The organism is Streptomyces sp. NPDC001339 (assembly GCF_042895955.1).
In the GTDB taxonomy this organism is placed as follows: Bacteria; Actinomycetota; Actinomycetes; order Streptomycetales; family Streptomycetaceae; genus Streptomyces.
The window spans coordinates 45,977-72,919 of record NZ_JBIAWT010000001.1 but is presented as its reverse complement, the minus strand read 5'-3'; the positions used below and the strand labels follow the sequence as shown (position 1 = coordinate 72,919).

The following is a 26,943-nucleotide window of genomic DNA, read 5'->3' as shown; positions in this document are numbered from 1 at the left end:
CATTGCGACACGTGCTGACGACGACCACCGCCCTCAAGGTCCTCGAGCCCGGGGAGCTCGACGACGCGCTCGCGGTCCTCGACCGCGACCCGGTCGCCAACGCCTTCGTCGCCGCCCGCGTCCAGATCGCCGGACTCGACCCCTGGCGGCTGGGCGGAGAGATGTGGGGCTGGTACGTCGGCGGCCGGCTGGAGTCGCTCTGCTACGCCGGCGCCAACCTCGTCCCGGTCTGCGCCACCTCCGAAGCCGTCCACGGCTTCGCCGAGCGGGCCCGCCGGCAGGGCCGCCGCTGCTCCTCCATCGTCGGGCCCGCCGAGCCCACCGCGGAACTGTGGTCGCTCCTGGAGCCGTCCTGGGGTCCCGCCCGCGAGATCCGCGCCCACCAGCCCCTGATGGTCACCAGCTCGCCGTCCGCCGAGATCGCCCCCGACCCGTACGTCCGGCGGATCCGCAAGAACGAGATCGACCTGATCATGCCCGCGTGCGTGGCCATGTTCACCGAAGAGGTGGGCATCTCCCCGATGGCCGGCGACGGCGGGCTGCTCTACCAGGCCCGGGTCGCCGAACTCGTCGGAGCCGGCCGCTCCTTCGCCCGGGTCGAGGACGGCAAGGTCATCTTCAAGGCCGAGATCGGCGCCGCCACCCCGCGCGCCTGCCAGATCCAGGGCGTCTGGGTCGACCCCGCCCACCGCGGCAAGGGCCTGTCGGAGACCGGCATGGCGGCCGTGCTGCGCTACGCGCTCGACGAGGTCGCCCCCGTCGTCAGCCTCTACGTCAACGACTTCAACACCGCCGCCCGCGCCTCCTACCGGCGGGTGGGCTTCCAGGAAGTCGGCGCGTTCATGAGCGTCCTGTTCTGACCGTGCGTGTGCGGTCCCGCTCCGGTTCCGTTCTCACGGCCGCGTACTGTTCCGGTCCGTGGACTTGTACGCTCCGAGCATGGATCACGTCGCGGTCGGCCCCCTCGACCTCGCTGCCCGCGTGGATGACGCGCTCGCCGTCCAGGCGCTCGCCTTCGGACTGAGCGACGAGGAGGTCGCCGTCCGCCGCCACATCGTGCTGCGCCACCTCCGCTGCCCCGGCGCGCGTGCCCTCGGTGCCACCACCCCCGCCGGCCGGCTCGTCGGCTTCGTCTACGGCATGCCCAACGACCGCACCCACTGGTGGTCCACCGTCGTCGAGCCCTATCTGCGCAGTGAGGGCCTCGACCACTGGCTGGACGACTCCTTCACCATCACCGAACTGCACGTCCACCCCGCCTACCAGGGCCGGGGTATCGGACGCTCGCTGATCACCCGCATCACCGACGAGGCGGCCGAACCGCGCTCCATCCTCTCCGCCATCGACATCGAAAGCCCGGCCCGCGGCCTCTACCGCTCCCTCGGCTACCGGGACATCGCCCGCCGGGTGCTCTTTCCGAGCGCACCGACGCCCTATGCGGTGATGGGCGCGGTGCTGCCGTTGAGGCGGCGCTGACCGTCGGCCGGGGGTCCGGGGGTTGTCCCCGGAGAGATGCGGCCCGAGCGCACCGACGCCGTATGCGGTGATGGGCGCGGTGCTGCCGTTGCGGCGGCGCTGAGCACCCCTGCCGGCTCGTCCGGTCCCTGCGCGGCCCCCGGTCCGCGGCGGAACGCATTTCCTTGTGCCGCGCCCGGGCGGCTAACCTCCAGGGAGTCACTTTTCTTACGCAGGAGAAACTCCCATGGCCAACGCCGCACAGGTCCAGCGCATGTCCCGCTTGATGATCAAGACACTGCGCGACGACCCGGCCGACGCCGAGACCGCCAGCCACAAGCTGCTCGTCCGCGCCGGGTACGTCCGCCGCTCCTCCGCCGGCATCTGGACGTGGCTGCCGCTGGGCATGAAGGTCCTGGAGAACGTCTCCCGCATCGTCCGCGAGGAGATGGACGCCATCGGCGGCCAGGAGGTCCTGCTGCCGGCCCTGCTGCCCAAGGAGCCCTACGAGATCAGCGGCCGCTGGGACGAGTACGGCGACCTGCTCTTCCGGCTCAAGGACCGCAAGGGCGCCGACTACCTCCTCGGCCCCACCCACGAGGAGATCTTCACCCTCACGGTCAAGGACCAGTGCACGTCCTACAAGGACCTGCCGGTGATCCTCTACCAGATCCAGACCAAGTACCGCGACGAGGCCCGCCCCCGCTCCGGCGTGCTGCGCGGCCGCGAGTTCCACATGAAGGACTCGTACAGCTTCGACACCTCCGACGAGGGCCTGGCCCAGTCCTACGCGCTGCACCGCGCGGCCTACCAGCGGATCTTCGAGCGCCTCGGCCTGGACTACCGCATCGTCTCCGCCGTCTCCGGCGCGATGGGCGGCTCCGCCTCCGAGGAGTTCCTGGCGCCCGCCGCGGCCGGCGAGGACACCTTCGTCGACTGCCCGCAGTGCGACTACGCCGCCAACACCGAGGCCGTCACCTTCGCGCTCCAGCCCGCCGAGGGCGCCGGGCACGGCCCCGTCGAGGAGCTGGACACCCCCGACACCCCGACCATCGAGACGCTCGCCGAGCACCTCGGCGTACCGGCCTCCGCGACCCTGAAGAACCTGCTGGTCAAGGTCGACGGTGAGATCGTCGCGGTGGGCGTGCCCGGCGACCGCGAGGTCGACCTCGGCAAGCTCGGCGAGCACCTCGCGCCGGCCACCGTCGAGCTGGTCACCGCCGACGACTTCACCGACCGCCCGGAGCTGGTCCGCGGCTACGTCGGCCCGCAGGGCCTGGCCGGCAAGGCGTTCAAGTACCTCGCCGACCCCCGCGTGGCCCCCGGCACGGCCTGGATCACCGGCGCCAACAAGGAGGGCAAGCACGCCCGCAACGTCGTCGCCGGCCGTGACTTCGAGGTCGACGAGTACCTCGACGTGGTCGTCGTCGAGCCCGGCGACCCCTGCCCGAAGTGCGGCGCCGGCCTGCGGATCGACCGCGCCATCGAGATCGGCCACATCTTCCAGCTCGGCCGCAAGTACGCGGACGCCTTCGAGCTCGACGTCCTCGGCCAGAACGGCAAGCCGGTCCGGGTCACGATGGGTTCGTACGGCATCGGCGTCTCCCGCGCGGTGGCCGCGCTCGCCGAGCAGACCCACGACGACAAGGGCCTGTGCTGGCCGCGCGAGGTCGCCCCGGCGGACGTCCACGTCGTCGCGGCCGGCAAGGCCAAGCAGACCGAGCTGGCCCTGGAGGTCGGTGAGCGGCTCGGCGCCGCGGGCCTGCGGGTGCTGGTCGACGACCGGGCCGGGGTCTCCCCGGGCGTGAAGTTCACCGACGCCGAGCTGCTGGGCGTGCCGACCATCGTGGTCGCCGGGCGGCGCGCCGGCGAGGGCATCGTCGAGGTCAAGGACCGCCGCACCGGTGAGCGCGAGGAGCTGACGGTCGACGAGGCCGTTGCCAAGCTCGGTCTGTGACGGATATGGCCCGTTAGCCGACCACTCACGCAAACCCCCACCGGCCTCGTCCCACCCACTCACGGGAGGGGACGGGCCGGAGGGGGAGGGTGTCCGGACGTAAAGCGAAGCAGTCCGGACACCCTCCCCCGGAGGGCCGTCACCGCAGCCGACAACCCACGCCCGCCGCAGGCGCAACGGCGGAAAACCCCCGCGGCGGGAAAGACGACAACGTGCGGGGCACCGCAAGGTCGGGGCGGCTAGAACCGCACCGCAAGGTCGCGGCTAAAGCCAAGCCGCGAACTCCAACAGCAGCTCACCCCGCTGACGCTCGCCGACGGCGACTTCGCGGACGCCGGTGTCGACCGCCCGGTACAGCGTCCAGGCGCGCAGCCGGTCCCGGTCCATGTCCAGGGAGTCGGCCAGTTTGGTCACCCGGCGGCGGGCCGCGGCGGCCGCGCCGGAGCCGGCCAGCACGTCCTCGAACCGGTCCAGCACCAGCGCCGCCAGGTCGTACGCCCGCTCGCCGACCACCGGTGACGGGCCGACGGCCAGCCAGGGCGCCCGTTCCCCGGCCAGCACCTTGCCCTGCCGGAAGGCGCCGTGCAGCAGGAACTCCTCACCGGACTCCGCGGGCAGGGTGCGCCGCAGCTCCAGCGCCTCGTCCACCAGGGGCCCGGCCGCCCGGGTGAGCGCCCCGGCGAGGCGGAGCGACTCCACCGCCTCCTCCGTACGCGCGGCCAGTGTCGCGAAGGGGTGGCCGGCGGGCGGCGGTACCCACAGCCGGCGCACCGTACCGGCGGCCTCCAGCAGCGCCTTGGCCTCCGGCAGCGACCGCAGGGAGACCGCGCTCCGCAGACGCTCCAGCAGCAGCGCGCCGCTGGTGTCGTCGGACCGCAGCAGCCGTACCGCGCCCCGCCCGTCCCAGGCCGCCAGCGCGGCCCCCTCGTGCGCGGGCAGCCGGGCGGGCACCGGGAGCTTCAGCGCCGCGGGGGTTCCGTCCCGCTCCCGTACGAGGGCCAGCAGGCTGCCGCGGCCACCGGGGGCGTGCACCCGCTCCAGGGTCAGCTCCCAGGTGTCCAGCAGCTGCTGAACCAGCGTCGGAAGTCCGCGCAGCCACCGCTGGGCGGGGCTGTCCGGATCGCCGCTGAGGGAACTCACCAACCGCTGCGGCGGTTCGATGGGTGCCGTTGCCATGCTTGAGCTGTCCCTTCAGCCGGGCGCGTGCGGGATACCGCGACCGCCCGGCGCGTCTTTCTGCTCGTCTGTCCAGGGCCCGTCTGTCTCGGGCTCGTCTGTCTCGGGGCGCGGGGCCGTCGGCCGGTCAGAGCGCGCCCGTGGAGGCGCTCGCGGAGCCGGGCGGAGTGGCGGCCGCGGACCGCTCCGTGAGGCCGGGGAAGGCCGCGCCGCTGCCGCGCCAGCGCACCGCCCGCACCGCCGCCTCGCGGAGCGCGGCGGCCGCCTCCGCGCGCCGGGTCCGGCCGCCGGCGCGTACCAGGTCCGCGTACACGGCGGCCAGCCGGTCCTCCAGCTCCCCCGCCAGGCGTGCCGCGGCGGCCGCGTCCGGGACCGGGAAGGGCAGCTTGTACGCGGCGGCCGCGGCCGGCGGTGTGCCGCCCAGCGCGCGCACCTCGCGGTGCAGCGCGTCGCGGCGGGCGCGATGGGCGTCGTACGCCGCCCTCGCCTCCGCGCGCCGGTCGTCGGCGATCCGGCCGCCGACCACGCCGTAGCCGTAGACCGCGGCGTGCTCGGCGGCCAGTGCCGCCTGTACCGCCGTCAGCTCGTCCCGGCCGTCCGCCTCGTCCCGCCGCGTGACCTCCGCACCGTGTTCGTTCATGGCTGCGCCCCTTCGCTGGTCGGTGCCGTCCGTCGTGCCGTGTTCCGTCGTCCGGTGTCCGTCACCCGGCCGGCTCCGTGAGCAGATACGCGTGGGCTGCGCCGGAGGCGGCCACCGAGGCGAGCAGCCGGGCCAGCTCGGGGGGCGCGGTGAGCAGCTCCCGGGTGCGGGTGCCGGAGAGCCGGCGTTCCGCGTCGGCCAGCGCGCTCCGGGCGGCCTGCTCCTCCCCGGGTACCGAGGGCGTGCCCGCCTTGTGCACCGGCTCGCCGGACGGGGCGCCACCGGCGGAGGGCGTGGCGCCGTCATCGGTGAACGCCCGGGCGTGCGCGGCCACTTCGGAGCGCAGCGGGCGCAGCCGCTCCGCCAGGGCGGGGTGGGCGGCCAGTGTCGCGTCGTAGCGCGCCAGCAGGGCCGTACTGTCACGGGCGGCGCGCTCGCGCAGCCGGTCGGCCGCCGCGGAGGACTCGTCCCGGCCGGGGCGGTCCTCCGCGGAGCAGCCGGTGAGCAGCGCCCCGCTTCCGAGGGCGGCGCCGGCCAGCAGGGTCCTTCTGCGCATGAACGCCGCGTTCGGCACGTTGCACTTCCCGGGGTCTTCCGTCGTGATCACCGCAGGCGAGACTATCCGTGACCACCCACCGAATCGTCAGTACCCCGCCGGAACAGATAGGCTTTGACCCGACACGCGACCTACCCACAACAGCACACGCGGCCGAGGAGTCACCCGGATGAGCACCACCCAGAGCGAGAGGCTGCGCGGACTGCTTGAACCGCTCGTCGCCTCGCGAGACCTGGATCTGGAAGAGATCGAGGTGACACCGGCGGGAAAGCGGCGGGTGCTGAGGATCGTGGTCGACTCCGACGAGGGCGTCCAGCTGGACGAGTGTGCCGAGCTGAGCCGCGAGGTCTCCCAGGTCCTGGACGACTCCGATGTGATGGGCGGCGCCCCGTACACCCTTGAGGTCACCTCACCGGGCGCCGACCGGCCGCTGACCGAGCCGCGGCACTACCGCCGCGCCGCCGGCCGCCTCATCAAGGCCCAACTCCACGAGGGCGGGGAGCTGGTGGCCCGGATCACCGCCGTGGACGAGGACGGACTCGACCTCGAGGTGCCGGGTGTCAAGGGCCGCAAGCCGACCGCCCGCCGGCTCCCCTTCGGGGAGATCGCCAAGGCGCGCGTCGAGCTGGAATTCAGCCGCAAGTCCGATAAGGCCGATACGTCCGATGCGTCCGATGCGTCCGGCGCGCGGGACGCGGGGCGCGGCGGCAGGATCGACGAGAACAAGACCGACGAGAACAAGGAGGAGGCGTAGCCGTGGACATCGACATGAGTGCCCTGCGGGGACTGGTGCGGGAGAAGGAGATCTCGTTCGACCTGCTGGTCGAGGCGATCGAGTCGGCCCTCCTCATCGCGTACCACCGCACCGAGGGCAGCCGCCGGCGGGCGCGGGTGGAGCTGAACCGCAACACCGGCCATGTGACGGTGTGGGCGAAGGAGGACCCCGAGGACCTGGAGGAGGGCGCCGAGCCGCGCGAGTTCGACGACACCCCCTCCGGCTTCGGGCGGATCGCGGCGACCACCGCCAAGCAGGTCATCCTGCAGCGGCTGCGGGACGCCGAGGAGGAGATCACCTTCGGCGAGTACGCCGGACGGGAGGGCGATGTCGTCACCGGCGTCGTCCAGCAGGGCAAGGACCCCAAGAACGTCCTGGTCGACATCGGCAAGCTGGAGGCCATCCTGCCGGTGCAGGAGCAGGTCCCCGGTGAGGACTACACGCACGGGACGCGGCTGCGGTCGTACGTCGTCCGGGTCGTCAAGGGTGTCCGCGGGCCGTCCGTGACACTGTCGCGCACCCACCCCAATCTGGTGAAGAAGCTCTTCGCCATGGAGGTGCCGGAGATCGCCGACGGGTCGGTGGAGATCGCCGCCATCGCGCGCGAGGCCGGGCACCGTACGAAGATCGCCGTGCGGTCCACCCGCTCGGGGCTGAACGCCAAGGGTGCGTGCATCGGGCCTATGGGCGGCCGGGTCCGGGCCGTGATGGCCGAGCTGCACGGCGAGAAGATCGACATCGTCGACTGGTCGGACGACCCGGCCGAGCTGGTCGCCAACGCGCTGTCGCCGGCCCGGGTCAGCAAGGTCGAGGTCGTGGACCTGGCGGCGCGCTCCGCCCGGGTGACCGTCCCCGACTACCAGCTGTCGCTGGCCATCGGCAAGGAAGGGCAGAACGCCCGGCTCGCGGCGCGGCTCACCGGCTGGCGGATCGACATCCGGCCGGACACCGTGGCAGCGCCCGCCGGGCAGTGAGGTCCGGGAGGCGGCACGCACCGTAGAACGGGGTGCAACCCGAGGTAGTCGGAGGGGGTCGCGGCGCGCACCGGAAATTCGGTGGCGCCGCGGCGGTCCGCCGGGAATTCTGAGCAGCGCTCCGGCCTTTTACCCCATAGGGGCCGGGTCGGCGCGGGGAGGTAGACTTAAGCAGTGTCTGGCCGGACGCATGCCCGCGCATGCCCTGAGCGCACATGTCTGGGATGCCGGGAGCGGACGGCCAAGGGCGATTTGCTGCGCATCGTGGTGATCGAGGGTGAGTGCACTCCTGATCCTCGCGGTACGCTGCCCGGCCGGGGTGCATACGTGCACCCGACACTGGTCTGCCTCGACCTGGCGGTTCGCCGCCGGGCGTTCCCCCGGGCCTTCCGGGGCCGGGGACCGTTCGATACGACGGACTTGCGCCGGTACCTCGAGCGGGGCGCTGGTTGAAGCCGCCATTGCAACAGAGCACAGCAAGAAACGCACAGCGCACGGAGAACCGTGCGGTCAGGTACCTCGCGAGTCGGAAGTAGGTCGAGATTGCGATGAGCACTCGATGAGTACGCGATGAGTACGCCCATGAAGTAGCGACGGTCCGGTGGACACCCCGGACCAGAAGGAGCGAAGTGGCTAAGGTCCGGGTATACGAACTCGCCAAGGAGTTCGGCGTTGAGAGCAAGGTCGTCATGGCCAAGCTCCAAGAACTTGGTGAATTCGTCCGTTCGGCGTCCTCGACGATCGAGGCGCCGGTTGTTCGCAAGCTGACCGACGCTTTCCAGGCAGGCAGCGGCGGCGGCCGCGCCGCCGGGAAGCCCGCGGCGCCGCGCAAGTCGGCCCCCGCGAAGCCGTCGGCGCCCTCTCCGGCGCAGGCGGCCCGTCCGGCTGCCCCGAAGCCGGGCGCCCCCAAGCCGGGCCCCGCGGCTCCGGCGACCCCCGAGGCCCCGGTGACCCCGGTGGCCCCCAAGAGCACTCCCGCCGCCGGTCCCACCCCGGGCCCGCGCCCCGCCCCGGCGCGCCCCGCGGCCCCCAAGCCCGCTCCGGCCGCCCCCGCGCAGCCCGAGTTCCAGGCCCCGCCGTCCGCGCCCGCGGCTCCGTCGGCTCCCCGCCCCGGCGCCGAGCGTCCGGCTCCGCGCCCCGGCGCCCGTCCCGGCGGCCCCGCCCAGGGCGGTCAGGGCCGTGGCGGTGCCCCGCGTTCCGGCGGCGAGCGTCCGGGCCCGCGTCCTGGTGCGCGGCCGTCCGGTCCGCGTCCGGGCAACAACCCCTTCACCTCCAGCGGCTCCACGGGCATGGCCCGTCCGCAGGCCCCCCGGCCCGGTGGCGCTCCGCGCCCCGGCGGCCAGGGCGGTCCCGGTGCGCCGCGTCCGCAGGGCGGCGGCCAGGGCGGCCCCCGTCCGCAGGGCCAGGGCCCGCGTCCGACCCCCGGCGGCATGCCCCGTCCGCAGGGTGCGGCTCCCGGTGGCGGCGGCCCGCGTCCCGGCGGCGGTAACCGTCCGAACCCGGGCATGATGCCGCAGCGTCCGGCTGCCGGCCCGCGTCCGGGCCCCGGTGGCGGCGGTCGTGGTCCCGGCGGTGCCGGTCGTCCCGGTGGCGGCGGCGGTCGTCCGGGTGGCGGCGGTGGCTTCGCCGGTCGTCCCGGTGGCGGCGGCGGTCGTCCGGGTGGCGGCGGCGGTTTCGCCGGTCGTCCCGGTGGCGGCGGCGCCCCCGGTGGTGGCGGTGGCTTCGGCGGCGGCCGTCCCGGCTTCGGTGGCCGTCCCGGCGGCCCCGGTGCCCGTGGTGGCACGCAGGGTGCGTTCGGCCGTCCCGGCGGTCCGGCGCGTCGTGGCCGCAAGTCGAAGCGGCAGCGCCGTCAGGAGTACGAGGCCATGCAGGCCCCGTCGGTCGGCGGCATCATGCTGCCGCGCGGCAACGGTGCGACGGTTCGCCTGTCGCGCGGTGCCTCGCTGACGGACTTCGCGGAGAAGATCAACGCCAACCCGGCGTCGCTGGTCCAGGTCATGCTGAACCTGGGCGAGATGGTCACTGCGACCCAGTCGGTCTCCGACGAGACGCTGCAGCTGCTCGCCGACGAGATGAACTACGTCGTCGAGATCGTCAGCCCGGAGGAGGAGGACCGCGAGCTGCTCGAGTCCTTCGACATCGAGTTCGGCGAGAACGAGGGCGGCGAGGAGATGCTCGTCTCCCGTCCGCCGGTGGTGACCGTCATGGGTCACGTCGACCACGGTAAGACCCGACTGCTGGACGCCATCCGCAAGACCAACGTGGTCGCGGGCGAGGCCGGCGGTATCACGCAGCACATCGGTGCGTACCAGGTCACGACCAACGTCAACGACGAAGACCGTGCGATCACCTTCATCGACACCCCGGGTCACGAGGCGTTCACCGCCATGCGTGCCCGTGGTGCCAAGTCGACCGACATCGCGATCCTCGTGGTGGCGGCCAACGACGGTGTCATGCCGCAGACGATCGAGGCTCTGAACCACGCCAAGGCGGCCGATGTGCCGATCGTGGTCGCGGTCAACAAGATCGACGTCGAGGGCGCCGACCCGACCAAGGTGCGCGGTCAGCTGACCGAGTACGGCCTGGTGGCCGAGGAGTACGGCGGCGACACCATGTTCGTCGACATCTCCGCCCGCCAGGGCACCAACATCGAGCAGCTGCTCGAGGCCGTCGTCCTCACCGCGGACGCCGCGCTCGACCTGCGCGCCAACGCGGAGCAGGACGCGCAGGGCATCGCGATCGAGGCCCACCTCGACCGCGGCCGCGGTGCCGTGGCCACCGTCCTCGTCCAGCGCGGTACCCTCCGCGTCGGCGAGACGATGGTCGTCGGCGACGCCTACGGCCGGGTCCGCGCGATGCTCGACGACAAGGGCAACCCCGTCGAGGAAGCGGGTCCGTCGACCCCGGTCCTGGTGCTGGGTCTGACCAACGTCCCGGGCGCCGGCGACAACTTCCTGGTGGTCGACGAGGACCGTACGGCCCGCCAGATCGCCGAGAAGCGCGCGGCGCGCGAGCGCAACGCCGCCTTCGCCAAGCGCACCCGCCGGGTCTCCCTGGAGGACCTGGACAAGGTGCTCAAGGCCGGCGAGGTCCAGCAGCTCAACCTCATCATCAAGGGTGACGCTTCTGGTTCCGTCGAGGCCCTGGAGTCCTCGCTGCTCCAGCTCGACGTCGGCGAAGAGGTCGACATCCGCGTGCTGCACCGCGGCGTCGGTGCGGTCACGGAGTCCGACATCAACCTGGCGTCCGGCTCCGACGCGATCGTCATCGGCTTCAACGTGCGGGCCGAGGGCCGCGCCACGCAGATGGCCGAGCGCGAGGGCGTCGACGTCCGCTACTACTCGGTCATCTACCAGGCGATCGAGGAGATCGAGGCGGCCCTCAAGGGCATGCTCAAGCCGGAGTACGAGGAGGTCGAGCTCGGTACGGCGGAGATCCGCGAGGTCTTCAAGTCGTCCAAGCTGGGCAACATCGCGGGTGTCATCATCCGCTCCGGCGAGGTCAAGCGGAACACCAAGGCCCGCCTCATCCGCGACGGCAAGGTGGTCGCGGAGAACCTCAACATCGAGGGCCTGCGCCGCTTCAAGGACGACGTCACCGAGATCCGCGAAGGGTTCGAGGGCGGTATCAACCTCGGCAACTTCAACGACATCAAGGTCGACGACGTCATCGCGACGTACGAGATGCGGGAGAAGCCGCGCGGCTGATCACGCACCTCTGGTCGGGGCCGGTCGGCGGGGTGAAAAACTCCGTCGATCGGCCCCGGCCGTTGCGTGTACGGTTCGAAATGACACGTACACCTAAGGCCCCACAGGTGGCTTGACCTGTTTTTGCATGTACGTAGGGACACTGTCCTTCGACCTGCTCCTCGGCGACGTACGGTCGCTGAAGGAGAAGCGCTCCGTCGTCCGCCCGCTCGTCGCCGAGCTGCACCGCAAGTTCGCGGTGAGCGTCGCGGAGGTCGGGGACCAGGACCTCTACCGCAGGGCCAGGATCGGCCTGGCGGTGGTGTCCGGGGACACGGGACACCTCACCGAAGTCATGGACCGCTGCGAGCGCCTGGTCGCCGCACGGCCCGAAGTGGAGCTGCTGTCGGTACACCGGCGGCTGCACGGCGACGACGACTGACCTGATGACGGGGCACGTCACCGCCGGTGGAAGCACAATCGTGAAAGACAAGAAGGAGAAGGACCAGTGGCCGACAATGCGCGGGCGAAGAAGCTGGCGGACCTCATCCGGGAGGTGGTCGCCCAGAAGCTGCAGCGCGGAATCAAGGACCCGCGGCTCGGTTCGCATGTGACCATCACGGACACCCGGGTCACCGGCGACCTGCGGGAGGCTACGGTCTTCTACACGGTCTACGGCGACGACGAGGACCGCGCCAGCGCCGCCGCCGGCCTGGAGAGCGCCAAGGGCATCCTGCGCTCCGCGGTCGGCGCCGCGGCCGGCACCAAGTTCACGCCGACGCTGGCGTTCGTCGCGGACGCCCTGCCGGAGAACGCCAAGACGATCGAGGACCTGCTCGACAAGGCGCGGGCCTCGGACGCCAAGGTGCGCGAGGTCTCCTCGGGCGCCCAGTACGCCGGCGACGCCGACCCGTACCGCAAGCCGGGCGAAGACGCCGACGAGGCAGAGGACGAGGGCCGAGCGGGAGCATGAAGCGGCAGCAAAGCAACAAGCCGGGCGGTCTTGTCATCGTCGACAAGCCGTCCGGCTTCACTTCGCACGACGTGGTGGCGAAGATGCGCGGGATGGCCCGTACCCGCCGGGTCGGGCATGCCGGCACCCTCGACCCGATGGCCACCGGCGTGCTCGTCCTGGGCCTGGAGCGGGCCACCAAACTCCTCGGCCACCTGGCGCTGACGGAGAAGGAGTACGTCGGCACGATCCGGCTCGGCCAGACGACGATCACCGACGACGCCGAGGGCGAGATCACCGAGGCCAAGGCGGCGCACGGCCTCGCCCGCGAGGACATCGACGCCGGCGTCGCACAGCTGACCGGCGCGATCATGCAGGTCCCGTCCAAGGTCAGCGCCATCAAGATCGACGGCAAGCGGTCCTACGCGCGGGTCCGCAAGGGCGAGGACGTGGAGATCCCGGCCCGCCCGGTGACCGTCTCCTCGTTCGCGGTGCACTCCGTCCAGGAGACCGAGGCCGAGGACGGCACCCCGGTGACCGACCTGCTCGTCTCCGTCGAATGCTCCTCCGGTACGTACATCCGCGCCCTCGCCCGCGACCTGGGCGCCGGGCTCGGCGTCGGCGGGCACCTCACCGCGCTGCGCCGTACCCGCGTCGGCCCGTACAAGCTGGACCGGGCGCGCACCCTGGAGCAGCTGCAGGCCGCGGTGGACGACCCCGAGGGCGGCGGGCTGCCCGTCATGCCCGTCGGGGAGGCCGCCGACGCGGCGTTCACCCGCTGGGACGTCACCGAGGCACAGGCCCGGCTGCTGCTGAACGGCGCGCGGATCGCCATACCGCGCTTCGAGGGCGACGGCCCCGTCGCGGCCTTCGGGCCGGACGGCGCGTTCCTGGCGCTGGTGGAGAACCAGGGCGGCAAGGCCAAGAGCCTGGCGGTCTTCGCCGTCTGAGGCCCCGGGGAGACACCCCCTGGGCCCTCGTCTGAGGGTGGTGGAACGCGGGCCGCCCGGCGCGAGCGGAGCGGCGGTCCGCGCTCCACCATCCCCCTCCGCTGGATCTCTATCCAGCGGGCCTGGAGCTTTCACTCATTCGGTGAGGCGCTCGGAGTGAATCAAGGCGCGGACGGGGGCGCGTTACCAGGGTCCTCTCCCGTAACGATCACCACCTGCCTACCGTCGGAGGACGGCACAGGCGGGGAGGATCGGCAATGGCGTTGCTGGACGCCGATGCGGACGCGGCGCTGGTGCGCATCCGCGATCTGGCAGGTCGCACGCGCGGCACGGGGTTCCTCGCGGACCACGACGGCACGATCGTCACCAGTCACGAGGCGGTGGACGGAGCGGAGCGGCTGATGCTGCAGCCGATGGCCGCGAGCGGAAGCGTCTCCGGGGCCGCCGGGTGGGGCCGACCGGCGGAGCCCACCGCGATCACGCCCCTTCCGGAGACCGGGCTCGCCCTCGTACGGACCGACGACCACCGGCTGCGCCGGCTGGTACCGCTGCCCGTCGCCACCGGCCGCCCCGCCCCGGGCACCGCCGCCCGGATCTGGGCCGGCGGCTGGCTGGACGGCACGGTCACCGGACCCGCCTCCGGCGTGACGTACACGGCCACCGACCGCGTCCACCTCCTCGACGAGACACTGGAGCTGGGCCTCTGCGCCGGCGGCCGGGAGGCGCTGCGGCTGGGCGGCCCGGCGGTCGGCGGCCCGGTACTGGACGCCCGCACCGGCACCGTCCTCGGCGTCCTGGGCACCGCACTGCACTCCGGGCGCCGGGCGGGCGGCTTCGCCGTCCCGCTGCGCGCGGTCGCCGAGGCCGCGCCCGGGGGCGCGCTCGCCGCGCTGCTGGAGCACAACGCCCGGACCGTCCCCGCGTACGGCGGCGAGCTGAATCCGGCCGGAGCGCTACGGCTCACCGCGGTCTTCGCCGGCCCGGCCGAGCGGTCCCCCCGAGGCCCCGAAGCGGTCGAACGGCCCGATGTGGCAGCGGAGTTCACCTCTTTCACGGACGGCCATGGGCCCGGCGTGCTGGCTCTGGTGGGGGAGCCGGGCACCGGACGCAGCACCGAACTGGCCCGGCTCACGGCCCGGCGCGCCACGGGCCCGGACGCGGGGCCCGCCGTCCGGCTGCGCGGCGCGGAGCTGCGGGCCGACGACGACGGGGTACGCGCCGCCGTCGGGCGCGCACTGCGCTCCGCGGGCCGCACCCTCGCCGCGGCCGGCCGGACCGCCGGCGACCCGGCGGACCTCACCCCCGACGCCGTGGCCCGGCTGGCGACCGCGACCGGCCGTCCGCTGCTCGTCCTCCTCGACGCGCCCGAGGAGATGCCGGCGGACCTGGCGCGGCGCGAACGGCTGGCCGCCTGGACCGCCGCCACCGCCGACTGGCTGCGCACCGCCGGCGTACGGCTGGTCCTCGCCTGCCGCCCCTCGTACTGGGAGCAGGCCGGCCCGCTCTTCCCGCCCGGGCTGCTGCACCAGCCGCACCGCCCGCTGCCCGGCCTGCCCGCCTGCGCCGGCATCGGAGAGCTGCCCGAGGCGGCGGCGGAGCTCGCCCGCCGCCGCTACGGGCTGCCGTCCGGTGCGCCGGCCGCGCCGGACGCCCGCCATCCTCTGGCCCTGCGGCTGCTCGCGGAGGTCCGGGCGGCGCTCATGGAGGACGACGGAGGGGATGACGGAGGGAATGACAGAGGGGATTACGGAGGGGATGACGGAGGAGGCGACGGGGACGGGCGGGCCGCCGAGGGGCCGCCGGTCCTCGGCAGTCCGGACCGCCACGAGATCTTCGACGCCTACCTCGGCCTGATGTGCCTGCGCGTCGCCCGGCGGATCGCGGCCGCCCACCGCCCCGGGCCCCGCGGGACCGCGGTACGCCGGCTCGCCGCCCAGGTCGCCGGCCAGGTCCACGAGGCCGCCCGCCGCTGCCTGGGCTCCGGCGCCGGCGCGCTGGACCGTACCGCCTTCGAGGAGGTCTTCCCGGCCGGCTCCGGCTGGGCCGCCGCGGTACTCGCCGAGGGGCTGCTGGTCGCCGCCGGCCCCGGATACCGCTTCGCGCACGAGGAGTTCGCCGAGTGGCTGCAGGGCGCCCACGCGGACCCCGATCTGCTCCCCGTCCCCGGCGGGCGCCGCTTCGGGCCCGCCGTCCACGGACTGCTGCTGCTCGCCCGGCGCCAGGGGACGGTACAACTGACCTTCCGGCTCGCGGAGTTGGTGCGGATCGCGACCGCTGCCGACGATGAGGACGGGGACGGGGACGGGGACGGGGGAGGGGACGCGGGCGGCCAGGACGCGGAGGGCCGCCGGTGGTCCGCCCAGGTGCTGGCCGGGGTGCTGCTCCGGGTCCCCGACGCCCGGCCGTACGCGGGCGTACTGCGGCTGCTCGCCGACCGGATCACCGAACGCTCGCTACGGGCCGGAGGCTTCGCACGGACCGGTCTGGCGGCGTTCGGGCCGTGGTTCTGGGAGCGGCTGGCCCTGCCCGACGGGGACCGGATGGACCTGCTGCGCCGCCTGCTGCCCGCCGACGGGCCGCCGGCCGGCCCGGAACGCCGCCGCGCCGACCGCCTCCCCTTCGCCCGGCCGCCCCGCGTCCGCGTCCACCCCGCCCCCCAGCGGTCCGCCCCCGGGGAGTCCGCCCCGGCGGCCCCCGGCGAGCCGCCCACCGCCCGCCCGACGCGCTTCCTCGACGCGGCCGCCGCACTGCTGAGCGCCGACCCCGGCCGGATCCAGCCGCTGCTCTGCGCCTGGTTCGACGACCCCCGCCCCCTGCAACAGCGCCGGGGCACCGCCGACCGGACCCGCCCCGCGCCCGGCGCCCCGTGCGAGATCACCGTCGCGGGTGCCGCCCAGGCCCTGCTGCACACCCACCGCCGGCCGGCCCTGGACGCCCTCACGGAGGCACTGGTGGCGGCCGCGCATCCCAAGGGCGACGAACTTCTCGACGCCCTCGCCGAGGACGAACCCTCCGCGATGTGCCGGGCCGTCCACCGCTGGGCGCACGACGAGCACCCCCGGCGCCGCCTCGCCGCCGTGACCTACGGCCTGCGGGCCGCCCCGTACGCCACCGGCGACACCGACCGCGCACTGCTGCGCCGGGCCGCCCTCCGCCTGCTCTCCCGGCCCGACGGCGAGGCGCACCATGGCTCCGCGCTCGCCCTCCTGGTCGGCGACCCGGCCAGCCGGCCCCGCTTCCTGGAACGGGCGCTGGCCCGCTTCGTGGCCGGGGACCCCCAGCTGCCGCCGACGGCCTTCACGGACGCCCTCACGGACTGCCCCGACGCCGTGCTCACCGCCTTCCGGACCCGGCTGACCAGCGGCGAGGGACCGCCGGTGGCGGCCGCGGTGCTGCGGTTGCTGGCCCGCCTGGACACACCGGACCTCGCCGCCCGTGCCGCCGCCCTGGTCCGCTGCTACGCCGGGCAGTGCCCGGACCGCGCCGCGCGCCCGGTCGCGGAGTTCCTCGCGCACCGCCTGGAACGCGGACCGGCCGCCCGCGCCACGCTCCGCCCGCTCGCCGTGGAGCTCCTCACCGCCTACCCCGCACCGGTCCGGTGCGCGCTCGCCGCCGTACTGGCCGAGACCGGATCCGGTGACTCGGCCCCGCTCCGCCGGGAGCTGCTGGAGGTGCTGCTGGCCTACGAGGCGTCGTACGCGGACGCGGTCTCGCACAGCGCCTACGGGGACGGCATCCAGGACACCCGCGTACTGGAGGCGCTGCTGAGGGCGGCCGCCGAGGGCGCGGACCGGCGGCCGGAGGACCGCACCCGGGAGCTGGTGCACCGCACCGGCATGCTGCTGATCCGTACCCCGGAGGGCGCGGCCTGCTTCGACCGGGAGGTGGTGGAGCTGGGACGCAGAGTGCCGGGTTTCGCACGCCGGGTACAGGACTGGCTGGTGGCCGAGCCGGGGGAGTGGACGGCAGTGGTGGGGCCCCACGCCCGGGCCACGCTCGCCGGCTGCCCGCGCGTCTGAGACCGCGTCGGCGGCGAGGTCCCGGGCTCCTGGTCTGGTGGCGGTGCCCGGGCGCGGCCTGCGAAGATCCACTGCGCGGGCCCCTGGGGCGACCCTCCCGCGAGGCACCTCGCACGGCATGGCAGTCTTAGAGCTGCGCCATGCCGACATGGCGCGGAGGAACTGACCGAAGTTCGGGCGAGGAGCGGGCACAGTGCAGCGCTGGCGTGGCTTGGAGGACATCCCCGAGGGCTGGGGACGCAGCGTCGTCACCATCGGCTCGTACGACGGAGTGCACCGCGGTCACCAATTGATCATCGGGAAGGCCGTCGAGCGCGCCCGGGAGCTGGGCATCCCGGCGGTGGTCGTCACCTTCGACCCGCACCCGAGCGAGGTCGTACGGCCCGGCACCCACCCGCCGCTGCTGGCGCCGCACCACCGGCGGGCCGAGCTGATGACCGAGCTGGGCGTGGACGCGGTGCTGGTCCTCCCGTTCACCAAGGAGTTCTCGAAGCTGGCGCCGGCCGACTTCGTGGTCAAGGTGCTGGTCGACAAGCTGCACGCGCAGCTCGTCGTCGAAGGCCCCAACTTCCGCTTCGGGCACAAGGCGGCCGGCACGGTCGCCACCCTCGCCGAGCTCGGCACCACCTACGACTACACCGTGGAGGTCATCGACCTCTACGAGCGCGGCACCGCCGGCGGCGGCGAGCCGTTCTCCTCCACACTCGCCCGTCGGCTGGTCGCCGAGGGCGATGTGGCCGGTGCGATGGAGGTACTGGGGCGGCCGCACCGCGTCGAGGGCGTCGTCGTCCGCGGCGCCCAGCGCGGCCGTGAACTCGGCTTCCCGACGGCCAACGTGGAGACCCTGCCGCACACCGCGATCCCCGCCGACGGCGTCTACGCGGGCTACCTCCAGATCGAGGGCGAGGCGATGCCGGCCGCGATCTCGGTCGGTACGAACCCGCAGTTCGACGGCAAGGTGCGCACGGTCGAGGCGTATGCGATCGACCGCGTCGGCCTGGACCTCTACGGCCTGCACGCCGGGGTGGACTTCGTCGCCTACCTCCGCGGCCAGGAGAGGTTCGCCACCCTGGACGCGCTGCTGGAGCGGATGGCGGTCGATGTGAAGCTGGCACGCGAGCTGATCACGGAGGCGGGCCGGGGGCCGGTGGCCCAGGGTCCCTCAGTGTCCTAGGGCCCCTCACGACGAGGGCATGAGACGGGGCGGGGCCCGGCACTGTACGAGTGCCGGGCCCCGCCCCGTCTGACTGGCCCCGTGTGGCTGTGGCGCTATGGCCACGGCCACGCCGGTCTCACTGCGGAGGCGGCTGCTGCTGCCAGCCCGGAGCCAGGCCGGGCTGCTGTTCCGGCTGCGGGGCGTCCGGGGCCGGCTGTTGCTGCTGCCAGTGCGTCGGCGGCTGAGCGGGCGGTTGCTGCTGCCAGCCCCCCTGCTGTTGCGGGTAGCCGGCCGGCGGCTGGGCGGGCTGCTGCCCCTGCTGCTGCGGATAACCCTGCGGCGCCTGCTGGCCCTGCTGCTGTCCCTGCTGCGGGTACTGCTGCTGGGCGTACGGGTCCCCGGCCATCTGCTGCTGGGCGTAGGGATCGCCGCCCATCTGCTGCTGCGCGTACATCCCCTGTGCCTGCTGCTGCCGTGCGAAGTCCTCGGCCACCAGGGCGGAGAGGTGGAAGTACGCCTCGCGGGTCTTCGGCCGCATCATGTCGAGGTCGACCTCGGCGCCGGCGGCGAGGTGCTCGTCGAACGGCACGACGACCACTCCGCGGCAGCGGGTCTCGAAGTGCGACACGATGTCCTCGATCTTGATCATCTTGCCGGTCTCGCGGACACCGGAGATGACCGTGATCCCCCGCTGCACCAGGTCGGCGTAGCCGTGTGCGGACAGCCAGTCCAGGGTGGTGCTGGCGCTGCTCGCACCGTCCACGGACGGGGTGGAGATGATGATCAACTGGTCGGCGAGGTCCAGCACTCCGCGCATCGCGCTGTAGAGCAGACCGGTGCCCGAGTCGGTGAGGATGATCGGGTACTGCCTGCCGAGGACGTCGATCGCCCGCCGGTAGTCGTCGTCGTTGAAGGTCGTCGAGACGGCCGGGTCGACGTCGTTGGCGAGGATCTCCAGACCCGAGGGGGCCTGCGAGGTGAACCGGCGGATGTCCATGTAGCTGTGCAGCTGCGGGATCGCCTGCACCAGGTCACGGATGGTCGCACCGGTCTCGCGGCGCACCCGGCGGCCGAGCGTGCCGGCGTCCGGGTTGGCGTCGATCGCCAGGATCTTGTCCTGCCGTTCGGAGGCCAGGGTGGCGCCCAGCGCGGTCGTGGTCGTGGTCTTGCCGACGCCGCCCTTGAGGCTGATGACGGCGATGCGGTAGCAGGACATCACCGGCGTACGGATCAGCTCCAGCTTGCGCTGCCGCTCCTCCATCTCCTTCTTCGCGCCCAGCTTGAACTTGGACGGCTGGGCGTTGGCACCCGGCTTGCGCTTCTTGGGCTGGTTGCGCAGCAGCCGGTCGGAGCTCAGCTCGACGGCGGCGCTGTAACCGAGCGGCGCGCCCGGAGCGGCCCGCTGCTGCGGCTGCTGCTGACCGGGCTGGGAGTACGACGCGTAGTTCGCCGCCGCGTTGGGATCGCCGAACTGCTGGCCGGGGAGCGGCTGGTACGGCTGTGCTTGCTGCGGCTGCTGTGCCTGCTGGGCTTGGTGAGCCTGTGCCGCCTGCTGCGCCTGCTGCGCCTGCTGCGCCTGCTGAGCCTGCTGGGCTTGTTGGGCCTGTGCTGCCTGCTGCTGGTCGTGGCCGGGCTGGGCCTGCTGACCCTGCTGCGGGTAGCCCTGCGGCGCGGTCTGCGGGTAGCCGTAAGCGGGCTGCTGCGCGGGCGCGTTGGGGTTCTGCGGCGGCTGCTGGGCCTGCTGCGGCGGGTAGCCGTACCCGGGCTGCGGATAGCCGTAGCCGTACGCGGACTGCTGCCCGGGCACGCCGTGCTGCTGCTGTTGCGGGTAGCCGGCCTGCTGCTGCGGCTGGCCGTGCGGATATCCGGCCTGCGGCTGCTGCGGGACGGTCGGCTGCTGCCCCTGCTGCCCCTGCTGCCCCTGCTGGCCCGCCTGGTGCTGCTGTTCTGCCGGCGGCTGCGCCTGGGCCATCCGCGGGTCCGCGGGCTGGAACCCGGGTGGCAGCGGCGGCAGCGCGCCCTGTCCCGGCACGCCCTGCCCGGGCACGCCCTGCGGCTGGCCTTCCGCCGCGGCACCCCAAGGAGCGCCCTGTTGGGGCACACCCTGCGGGGGCACGCCCTGCTGAGGAGCCGCCTGCTGCGGTGGCACACCCTGGGAAGCGGCCTGCTGCTGCGGCACCCCCTGCTGCGGGACGGCCTGCTGGGGCATGCCCGGCTGCGGCTGCGGCTGGCTCAGAGGCGGCTGTACGGGCGGTGCGCCTTGTGCAGCGGCCTCGGGCGCGGGCTGCTGGACCGGGGGAGCAGCCTCCGGCTGCGGGGCCGGTGCGACAGGTGCGGCCTCCGGCTCGGCGGCCTGCGCCTCCGGCTCCGGCTCCGTGGCGTCCTCGTCATCGTCGTCCCAGAGCGACGCCGACGGATCGACGCCCGTACCGGAACGCTTGTTGCCGTCCTCGGACGTGTCGTCGCCCGAAACGTCGCTACCGGAAGCCTCGTTCACGGCCGGTGCGGTCGGCGCGGCCTGCGCCTCCGCTCCCGACGCTCCCGACGAGGGCTGTGCCTCCGGCGTGGCCGACGGAGCCGTAGCGGACGGTGCGGCGTCACCCGTCTCCCCCGGGCGCAGCGTCGGGAACCCGGGCGGCGCGGCGTCCACGGGCGCCGGGCCCGTCGGCGCACCCTGCTCCGGAACTCCCGACACCGGAACTCCCGACACCGGAACTCCCGACACCGGAACTCCCGGCACCGGTGCGCCCGGCACAGGCGCGCCCGGTGCGGGACCGGTCAGCGGCTGGCCCGTGGGCGGCCCAGGCGGCTGCGGCACGGTCGGCGGTGCGGTGGACGAAGGCGCAGGAGAAGCCGCGGGGGAGGCGGCAGCGCTCGCGCCGCCGCCACTGGTGTCGTTGCTCGCATACCAGGCCGGCGCCGCGAAGTCGACTTTGAACTCGCCGGTCAGGTCGAACTCGGACTGGTCGTCGTCAGGATCGTTTCCGTCCGGACGGAAAGCCTCCTGGTCCTTCACTGTGCCTCCTGGTGTACTGCAACGCACCTGAACGGCAGGACCGGATACAGGCGGATCGTTCGGATATAGCGGAAGTCGGAACACACCACCCGGGGTTGCGCCAACACTTGACTCTCTCCATCCCCGTATCGGCTGCCGTCGTGCCGTGCTCCTGCGGCTCTGTCACACAGCCTAATCAAGAGTCGCCCCGTATCGGCAGTCGTGTCATCTTGTCTTCAAGCCCTTCGGCCCGCCGTCGGCCCCCATCGGCCTTCGTCGGGCTCCTTCGGCACGCTGACGGGCGCACCCGAGGATGCGCCCGTATGCATGCGGGGGTGGGACGGCCGTCAGTCCATCCGGCGCGGCCCGCCGAGGAGGTTGGTCTCCGCCTCCGTCGGCTGGGTCATGACGAACTGGTGCCCGCCGTCCCGCCGGCACCACAGCATCGCGTTGTCGCTGAGAGTCGGCAGTACCGCGCCGACCTGCTCCGGCAGCCGCATGATGCGCGTCACCACCTCCGCCTCCTCGGGCGAGAGCCGCTGCAGGCCGACCAGATCGGCCCGGCCGAGCATCTGCGGCGAGCGCGGCCCGAGGAACGGCAGCACGGTCAGCACCGACTGCCAGGGGCTCGGAGCGAGCTGATTGCGCGGCGGCCGCGCTCCCATGTCCCGTACGACCAGCACGGGGCTGGAAACCGACGGTCCCTGGGGCGCGATCTGGCGCACATCGTGCACCGTCACACACTGCTGGCCGCCGCCCGCGCTCTGCGCCATCTGGCCCCAGGCCGGCGGACGAGCGGTCTCGACCGCGACCCGGGCGCCGGTGGCGACCGTACGCAGCGCCAGCACCTGTGCCATCCACACGCTGCCGACCAGCACGACCTCCAACGGCGTGGGGCGCAGCAGGCTCAGCACGGCGGGCTGGTTCTCCGGGTCGATCCCGATGATCACGCCGTCGTCGCCGACCGGCAGGGTCAGCGCGGCGAGCGACTCGGCCGTCAGCACATGCGGGCTGCGCCGCGGGCCGCGCAGGCCGAAGCCGGGCCGGGGCTTCGGCCCGGTCGGCCCGGACAGCTCCTCGTCCGGGCGCGGCTGGTGCGAGGGCCGCTGGTCGCTGCCGGGACGGGCCAAGGGGGGATTGCGCCACCCCTCGCCGCTCGTGTTGACGCGGGGCTGATAGGTGGGAGAGGCCATCAGCGGGTACCTCCGAGGGGGAGCGTGGCCAGTAGGCCGGGCAGCTGTTCGCGGTCGAGACGTACGAGGCCGACCTTCACGGAACCGGAACGGTGCTCCAACTCGCCCTGTGCGGCGGAGAGTTCGTTCTCGCTGCGGGTGGACAGGCGGACGTAGCCCGAGATGGCCGGGGCGCGCCCGCTGCCGTGCGTGGCCGTCAGCGCGAAGGTGCTGGCCATCGCCCGGGTGCTGGTGAGCAGCTGGGTGACGGCCGCCAGCGGCGCGCCGCCCGGGCCCAGCTGGGGCCAGCGCCCGATCCAGTACGTGGAGTGCCAGCGGTCGTCGCAGCGCATCGCCCGGGCCGTCTCCTGGGTGCGCCGGGCCGCCCGGCCGTCCCGCCCCATGGCGCCGCTCGCGGCGCGCGGGCTGACGCACACCGCGGTGCCGATGGCGGCCACGACCTCACGCTCGTCGAGCACCCTGGCGCGTACACCGTGCGCGGTCAGCCGGCTGACGAGCTGGTCGGCGGCGCGCAGCAGAGAGCGCTTGGCGCCTTCCATCCCGCCGCCGCGGGCCTCGATCGCCTCCGAGCACAGCTCCGGGTCGAGCTTCAGCGCGATCCAGGTCAGCTGGAGGGCCGGGGTCTGGGACTGCGCCTGCAGCGGGGCGTACGAGCGGGCCGCGACGGCCTGTTCGGGCAGGTGCGGCGCCGGGGCGGGCTGGGTGTACTGCACGAACTGCACCGACTCGAGGTGGATGTCCTCGATGTCCAGGGCGGTGTGCAGCACCTCCAGCGGCAGCATGTGGCTGCCGCGCTGCGGCCGCAGCGGCTCGTCCCGGGCGTCCACCTGCACGATGGCCGTCAGGAACGTCCCGTCGCCGACGAATCCGATGGCACGCTGGTCCGATTCCGTCGTGTACTCGAAGGTGCGCAGCGCCGGTTCGCACTCCACGACGGGTGCCAGCGCCGGGTCGACGCCCTGCGTGGCGGTGAGCGCGGAGCCGCTCTCCTTGCCGCGGCGCTTCATCGCCTGGACGGTCGTGATCCACTCCGGCAGCGGCACCCTGCGCCGCCGGCCCAGCGCGAAGACGACCAGCAGTGCGGCCACGACGACGGCCACGGTCAGCGCGACCGCGTTGTGCATCGCCAGGCCCACCAGCACCAGTGCGGCGGCGAATTCGATGATGGCCAGCTGCTGTACGCGGACACCGCCGATCGTTCCGGCCTGCTGGCGCAGCCGCGGTGCCACCGGACCGGCCGGGCGGGCCGCGGAATCTCCGCCCCCATTTCCTCTGTTGCCCGGAGCTGTACCGTTTTGGCCGTCATTTCCTGCATTCTGCGGTGCGGCGGACGGTTGTTGCTGCTGATGCCGCCCATTGCGGCGTCGAGCCCTGGTGGCGCTGGACATCCCCCGGCCTGCTCCTCTACTGGTGATGTGGGTCTACTGGTGATGCGGGCCTCTGGGCGTATCGGACGCCGCCGAGACTGATGCACCGATGCTTGGACTGGTGCGTGGGAAGGTGGCACCCGTACCGTACGGGTCGATCGACACACGGCATAGTAGAGGGCGCTACGGCGTGAGTGCCGGGGGCGGTTCGATGTGGATCCAACAGGCGGGGAGAGAAAGCGACAATGGCATCACGTCGGGACGAGCTGAATGCGTATTCGTTCGCTCGAAAGCGCACGAATGCGGCATTTTTGAAGCCGCTGCCGAACGGATCGATCGAGAGCGCCCCCCGGCCGCTCAAAGCGGTGGTACCGAGCATCGTGATGGGTGTCCTCATCCTCGCGGGATTCGGCGCCTGTGGCATTATCAAGCCGGTTGCGCCCAAGGGGTGGGACACGGTCGGGGCGAATGTGATTGTCGGGGACGAATCCACCACGCGATATGTTGTCCTCAACAACACGGACGCCAATGGCAATAAGCAGAAACTCCTGCACCCCATCCTGAACCTGGCGTCCGCGAAGCTCCTTCTCGACCCCGACAAGTTCCAGGTCGTCAAGGTCAAGGAGTCCGAGCTGGACGGCAAGCTGCCGCACGGCCCGGCGGTCGGCATCCCGTACGCGCCCGACCGGCTCCCGACCCAGCAGGAAGTGGACAAGCCGAAGGTCTGGGCGATCTGCACCCGCCCCGGCAGCGGCGAGAACAGCAAGCCGCAGCAGGCCGTCTTCGTCCTCGGGGGCAAGGACCGGCAAGCCATCGACGACCCCAAGAAGGGCAAGCTCGACCTGCATCAGGCGCTCTACGTCGAGGACCCCAAGGGGCAGCGCTGGCTGGTCGACAAGGACGGTATGGCCTTCAGGTTCGACTCCTCCGTGGGCGGGACGGTCAGGCCGCCGCAGGGGGTGGAGAAGACCGACAGCGACCTGCAGCGCATCATCTTCGGGGACTCCGCGGAGCCGCAGAAGGTCAGCACGGACTTCATGGACACCCTTGTCCCGAGCCCCGTCCCGATCGCCATGCCGCGCATCCAGCACGCCGGTCAGAAGACCCCCGTCCTGGGCGTTCCCGACAAGTACCGCACGATCGGCACGGTGCTGCAGGCCAATGACTCGCAGCAGAAGTACGTCGTGGTCGGGGACGGCGTCGAGAAGGTGTCGAACTTCGTCGCCAAGCTTCTGCTCGAAGGGCAGAACGCCTACGACCTGCACCAGGACGGCACGGCGCTGAAGCCGATGGACGTCTCCACCACCAGCGTCCCGCTGAAGAAGGACGACGCGGGCCGTGGCGTGACCTTCATGGGGAAGATCCCGGGGTCCGATATCGACATGCCGTGGCCCACCGAGGTCGTGTCCGCCGCGAACAACTTCAAGGCGGGCTCGCAGGCCGGCGGCCTGGCCGGCCCGACGGACAAGGGCGTGTCCTGCAGCGTCTACAAGGGCACCAACACCCAGCTGCCCGGCGAGGCGAACAAGAAGCTCGGCTTCCCGAACGGGGTGCCGGACATGCAGACCTGGGTGGGCAAGGACTACCCGGCCAAGATCGCCCCGGGCGCCAGCTCGTACGTGACCCCCGGCAACGGCCTGCTGTACCGGGAGGCCGCCACGGCCTCCGCGACATCCGGCAGCATGTTCCTCGTCACGGACACCGGACTGCGCTATTCCATCCCGGCGAACAACGACGGTGGCGACAAGGCGGGCAAGGCCGACCAGGAGCAGGGCAAGTCGCAGCTCCACCTCGGCTACAAGTCGGCCCATCCGCCGCTGATCCTCAAGACGTGGTCCCAGCTGCTCCCTGCGGGCCCGTCGCTGGACGTCCAGAGCGCGCGGAAGCCGCAGAGCTCGTAACGGGCGGCCGCGGGAGGCCGCGCTCGTCACGACGACCGCGGGAGGCCGTACCGGTTGTACCGAAATCCGTTCGCGGGTTCGCGGATATCGGTACGGCTTCCGCGGTGCCCGAGTTCAGATCCGCCGACGGGCCTTTTACTGGTATGCGACTCACTGGTATGCGACTTTCCCTCTCTGGCTCTGACCGATAGCGCCGCATCTGCCCGAATTCCATGAACGGCTTTCCCCCGAGGGGCAGTTGCTGTGTCGTGATCCCGTCACAAGAGGTGCCCCGCTGTTGGGAACGGCGGTGTGGAGTGGTTAAAGTGGGTGAAGGCGTCAGCAGGAGATGCCCACCACGCAAGCCGGCTCGCCGGTGTTGGCGCGGTACGACGTACGAGCCTCATGGGGGACGTTGACTATGGCTGGTCAGCAGTACACAACCACCGAGGAGGAGATGGTCGCGTTCAGCGGCAAGATCTCCTCGGTCAACCAGTCGATCCAGGGCGAGATCAAGCGCCTGCAGACGGTTGTCGACACCATCACGTCCGGCTGGAAGGGTGCTGCGGCCAACCAGTACAACCAGCTGCAGTCGCAGGTGAACGAGGACGGCAACCGGATCAACCAGCTGCTGGCTGAGATCAAGGAAGCCATCGACGAGACCACGAAGAACTACTCCGCCTCCGAAGAAGAGCAGGCGCAGTCGATCTCGCACATCTCCGCCTCGGCTCCCTCGCCGTTCGGATGATGAGGCCGTGTCGCTGACGGCGGCGCGTGCCCGGCAGCCGCAGTGCGGGCCGGCCGGCGGACCTCCGCCGGGCAGCCCGCCGAGGCATGTGAATCGACCAGCTTTTCAACTCCTGAGGAGACACCATGTCAGGCCAGATCCTCGTTAACTTCGAGACGATCTCGCAGGCCAGCTCCGACGTGCGTCAGACGGCCAACAACATCCGCCAGCAGCTCGACGACCTCGAGGCGGGCGTCAAGAAGATCGCCGCCAGCTGGGAAGGTGCGGCGCAGGAGGGCTACCAGGCCCGCCAGCGCGAGTGGGACCAGCGCGCCGACCACCTGCACGCCACGCTGGAGGCCATCGCCAAGGCTCTGGACACCGCTGCCCAGAACTACCAGGCCACCGAGTCCAAGAACGCCGGTATCTGGGGCGGCTGACCTCGCGTCGGCAAGCTACGGAGGGCGATCGGCTGAGCAGCCCCC

At 72.7% G+C, this 26,943-nt stretch carries 21 protein-coding genes; 15 read left to right on the top strand and 6 right to left on the bottom strand.

What is annotated here, in order from left to right; translation table 11 throughout:
* The first annotated feature begins 11 nt into the window (after positions 1-11).
* From ACFY12_RS00300 to ACFY12_RS00290, 3 genes are all read left to right on the top strand, one after another.
* Complete coding sequence (locus ACFY12_RS00300; protein ID WP_390714320.1) at positions 12-860, top strand: GNAT family N-acetyltransferase; 849 nt, start codon at positions 12-14, stop codon at positions 858-860.
* 79 nt (positions 861-939) lie between these two features.
* The gene (locus ACFY12_RS00295) at positions 940-1,476 is read left to right on the top strand and encodes a GNAT family N-acetyltransferase (RefSeq protein ID WP_390713455.1); all 537 of its coding nucleotides are present in this window, start codon (positions 940-942) and stop codon (positions 1,474-1,476) included.
* A gap of 226 nt (positions 1,477-1,702) precedes the next feature.
* Positions 1,703-3,412, top strand: coding sequence for a proline--tRNA ligase (locus ACFY12_RS00290; protein WP_390713454.1), 1,710 nt, complete (start codon positions 1,703-1,705; stop codon positions 3,410-3,412).
* A gap of 264 nt (positions 3,413-3,676) precedes the next feature.
* On the opposite strand, the gene ACFY12_RS00285 is transcribed toward ACFY12_RS00290, so the two are convergent.
* The 3 genes from ACFY12_RS00285 to ACFY12_RS00275 all read right to left on the bottom strand — a co-directional run bounded on the left by ACFY12_RS00285 (position 3,677) and on the right by ACFY12_RS00275 (position 5,784).
* Positions 3,677-4,588, bottom strand: a complete 912-nt coding sequence (locus ACFY12_RS00285) for an aminoglycoside phosphotransferase family protein (protein ID WP_390713453.1) — start codon at positions 4,586-4,588, stop codon at positions 3,677-3,679.
* Positions 4,589-4,715: 127 nt separating this feature from the next.
* Positions 4,716-5,228, bottom strand: a complete 513-nt coding sequence (locus ACFY12_RS00280; RefSeq protein WP_390713452.1) for a ferritin-like domain-containing protein — start codon at positions 5,226-5,228, stop codon at positions 4,716-4,718.
* 61 nt (positions 5,229-5,289) lie between these two features.
* Positions 5,290-5,784, bottom strand: coding sequence for a hypothetical protein (locus ACFY12_RS00275; protein WP_390713451.1), 495 nt, complete (start codon positions 5,782-5,784; stop codon positions 5,290-5,292).
* 169 nt (positions 5,785-5,953) lie between these two features.
* Between ACFY12_RS00275 and rimP the strand changes: the two genes are divergently transcribed.
* From rimP to ACFY12_RS00230, 9 genes are all read left to right on the top strand, one after another.
* The gene (gene rimP, locus ACFY12_RS00270) at positions 5,954-6,538 is read left to right on the top strand and encodes a ribosome maturation factor RimP (protein ID WP_390713450.1); all 585 of its coding nucleotides are present in this window, start codon (positions 5,954-5,956) and stop codon (positions 6,536-6,538) included.
* Between the two features lie 2 nt (positions 6,539-6,540).
* Positions 6,541-7,533 carry a transcription termination factor NusA gene (nusA, locus tag ACFY12_RS00265; protein ID WP_390713449.1) on the top strand — a complete coding sequence of 331 codons (993 nt, stop codon included), beginning with the start codon at positions 6,541-6,543 and terminating at the stop codon, positions 7,531-7,533.
* A 174-nt stretch (positions 7,534-7,707) separates the two neighbouring features.
* A complete protein-coding gene (locus ACFY12_RS00260) occupies positions 7,708-7,986 on the top strand; it encodes a YlxR family protein (protein ID WP_390713448.1) in 279 nt (92 codons plus the stop codon).
* Positions 7,987-8,162: 176 nt separating this feature from the next.
* Positions 8,163-11,240, top strand: coding sequence for a translation initiation factor IF-2 (gene infB, locus ACFY12_RS00255; RefSeq protein WP_390713447.1), 3,078 nt, complete (start codon positions 8,163-8,165; stop codon positions 11,238-11,240).
* 127 nt (positions 11,241-11,367) lie between these two features.
* Positions 11,368-11,661, top strand: a complete 294-nt coding sequence (locus ACFY12_RS00250) for a DUF503 domain-containing protein (protein WP_390713446.1) — start codon at positions 11,368-11,370, stop codon at positions 11,659-11,661.
* A gap of 66 nt (positions 11,662-11,727) precedes the next feature.
* Positions 11,728-12,192, top strand: a complete 465-nt coding sequence (rbfA, locus tag ACFY12_RS00245) for a 30S ribosome-binding factor RbfA (protein WP_390713445.1) — start codon at positions 11,728-11,730, stop codon at positions 12,190-12,192.
* On the top strand, positions 12,189-13,121 hold the full coding sequence (gene truB / locus ACFY12_RS00240) for a tRNA pseudouridine(55) synthase TruB (RefSeq protein WP_390713444.1): 933 nt from the start codon (positions 12,189-12,191) through the stop codon (positions 13,119-13,121). The genes rbfA and truB overlap by 4 nt, the downstream gene beginning before the upstream one ends.
* Positions 13,122-13,378: 257 nt before the next feature.
* Positions 13,379-17,140 carry a trypsin-like peptidase domain-containing protein gene (locus ACFY12_RS00235; RefSeq protein WP_390713443.1) on the top strand — a complete coding sequence of 1,254 codons (3,762 nt, stop codon included), beginning with the start codon at positions 13,379-13,381 and terminating at the stop codon, positions 17,138-17,140.
* A gap of 193 nt (positions 17,141-17,333) precedes the next feature.
* Entirely contained in the window at positions 17,334-18,314 is a 981-nt protein-coding gene (locus ACFY12_RS00230) for a bifunctional riboflavin kinase/FAD synthetase (protein ID WP_390713442.1), read from the top strand.
* Between the two features lie 118 nt (positions 18,315-18,432).
* Here the strand turns inward: ACFY12_RS00230 and ACFY12_RS00225 are convergent, their stop codons facing one another.
* The 3 genes from ACFY12_RS00225 to eccE form a co-directional block, all read right to left on the bottom strand.
* Positions 18,433-21,312, bottom strand: coding sequence for an SCO5717 family growth-regulating ATPase (locus ACFY12_RS00225; RefSeq protein ID WP_390713441.1), 2,880 nt, complete (start codon positions 21,310-21,312; stop codon positions 18,433-18,435).
* A 326-nt stretch (positions 21,313-21,638) separates the two neighbouring features.
* Positions 21,639-22,484, bottom strand: coding sequence for a hypothetical protein (locus ACFY12_RS00220; protein WP_390713440.1), 846 nt, complete (start codon positions 22,482-22,484; stop codon positions 21,639-21,641).
* Positions 22,484-23,713 carry a type VII secretion protein EccE gene (eccE, locus tag ACFY12_RS00215; protein WP_390713439.1) on the bottom strand — a complete coding sequence of 410 codons (1,230 nt, stop codon included), beginning with the start codon at positions 23,711-23,713 and terminating at the stop codon, positions 22,484-22,486. Before eccE ends, ACFY12_RS00220 begins: the two co-directional genes overlap by 1 nt.
* A gap of 383 nt (positions 23,714-24,096) precedes the next feature.
* On the opposite strand from eccE, the gene ACFY12_RS00210 reads away from it, so the two are divergent.
* The 3 genes from ACFY12_RS00210 to ACFY12_RS00200 all read left to right on the top strand — a co-directional run bounded on the left by ACFY12_RS00210 (position 24,097) and on the right by ACFY12_RS00200 (position 26,898).
* On the top strand, positions 24,097-25,752 hold the full coding sequence (locus ACFY12_RS00210) for a type VII secretion protein EccB (RefSeq protein WP_390713438.1): 1,656 nt from the start codon (positions 24,097-24,099) through the stop codon (positions 25,750-25,752).
* Positions 25,753-26,152: 400 nt separating this feature from the next.
* Positions 26,153-26,479 carry a WXG100 family type VII secretion target gene (locus ACFY12_RS00205; RefSeq protein WP_390713437.1) on the top strand — a complete coding sequence of 109 codons (327 nt, stop codon included), beginning with the start codon at positions 26,153-26,155 and terminating at the stop codon, positions 26,477-26,479.
* Positions 26,480-26,604: 125 nt separating this feature from the next.
* Complete coding sequence (locus ACFY12_RS00200; RefSeq protein WP_390713436.1) at positions 26,605-26,898, top strand: WXG100 family type VII secretion target; 294 nt, start codon at positions 26,605-26,607, stop codon at positions 26,896-26,898.
* Positions 26,899-26,943 lie beyond the last annotated feature (45 nt).

What these genes read in the sequence shown, in the direction of transcription:
- ACFY12_RS00220 (WP_390713440.1), bottom strand. Translation starts at nt 22,484, where the DNA reads ATGGCCTCTCCCACCTATCAGCCCCGCGTCAACACGAGCGGCGAGGGG.
- ACFY12_RS00200 (WP_390713436.1), top strand. Translation starts at nt 26,605, where the DNA reads ATGTCAGGCCAGATCCTCGTTAACTTCGAGACGATCTCGCAGGCCAGC.
- ACFY12_RS00235 (WP_390713443.1), top strand. Translation starts at nt 13,379, where the DNA reads ATGGCGTTGCTGGACGCCGATGCGGACGCGGCGCTGGTGCGCATCCGC.
- rimP (WP_390713450.1), top strand. Translation starts at nt 5,954, where the DNA reads ATGAGCACCACCCAGAGCGAGAGGCTGCGCGGACTGCTTGAACCGCTC.
- truB (WP_390713444.1), top strand. Translation starts at nt 12,189, where the DNA reads ATGAAGCGGCAGCAAAGCAACAAGCCGGGCGGTCTTGTCATCGTCGAC.
- ACFY12_RS00290 (WP_390713454.1), top strand. Translation starts at nt 1,703, where the DNA reads ATGGCCAACGCCGCACAGGTCCAGCGCATGTCCCGCTTGATGATCAAG.
- ACFY12_RS00280 (WP_390713452.1), bottom strand. Translation starts at nt 5,228, where the DNA reads ATGAACGAACACGGTGCGGAGGTCACGCGGCGGGACGAGGCGGACGGC.
- ACFY12_RS00275 (WP_390713451.1), bottom strand. Translation starts at nt 5,784, where the DNA reads ATGCGCAGAAGGACCCTGCTGGCCGGCGCCGCCCTCGGAAGCGGGGCG.
- ACFY12_RS00250 (WP_390713446.1), top strand. Translation starts at nt 11,368, where the DNA reads ATGTACGTAGGGACACTGTCCTTCGACCTGCTCCTCGGCGACGTACGG.
- ACFY12_RS00210 (WP_390713438.1), top strand. Translation starts at nt 24,097, where the DNA reads ATGGCATCACGTCGGGACGAGCTGAATGCGTATTCGTTCGCTCGAAAG.
- ACFY12_RS00295 (WP_390713455.1), top strand. Translation starts at nt 940, where the DNA reads ATGGATCACGTCGCGGTCGGCCCCCTCGACCTCGCTGCCCGCGTGGAT.
- ACFY12_RS00205 (WP_390713437.1), top strand. Translation starts at nt 26,153, where the DNA reads ATGGCTGGTCAGCAGTACACAACCACCGAGGAGGAGATGGTCGCGTTC.
- ACFY12_RS00285 (WP_390713453.1), bottom strand. Translation starts at nt 4,588, where the DNA reads ATGGCAACGGCACCCATCGAACCGCCGCAGCGGTTGGTGAGTTCCCTC.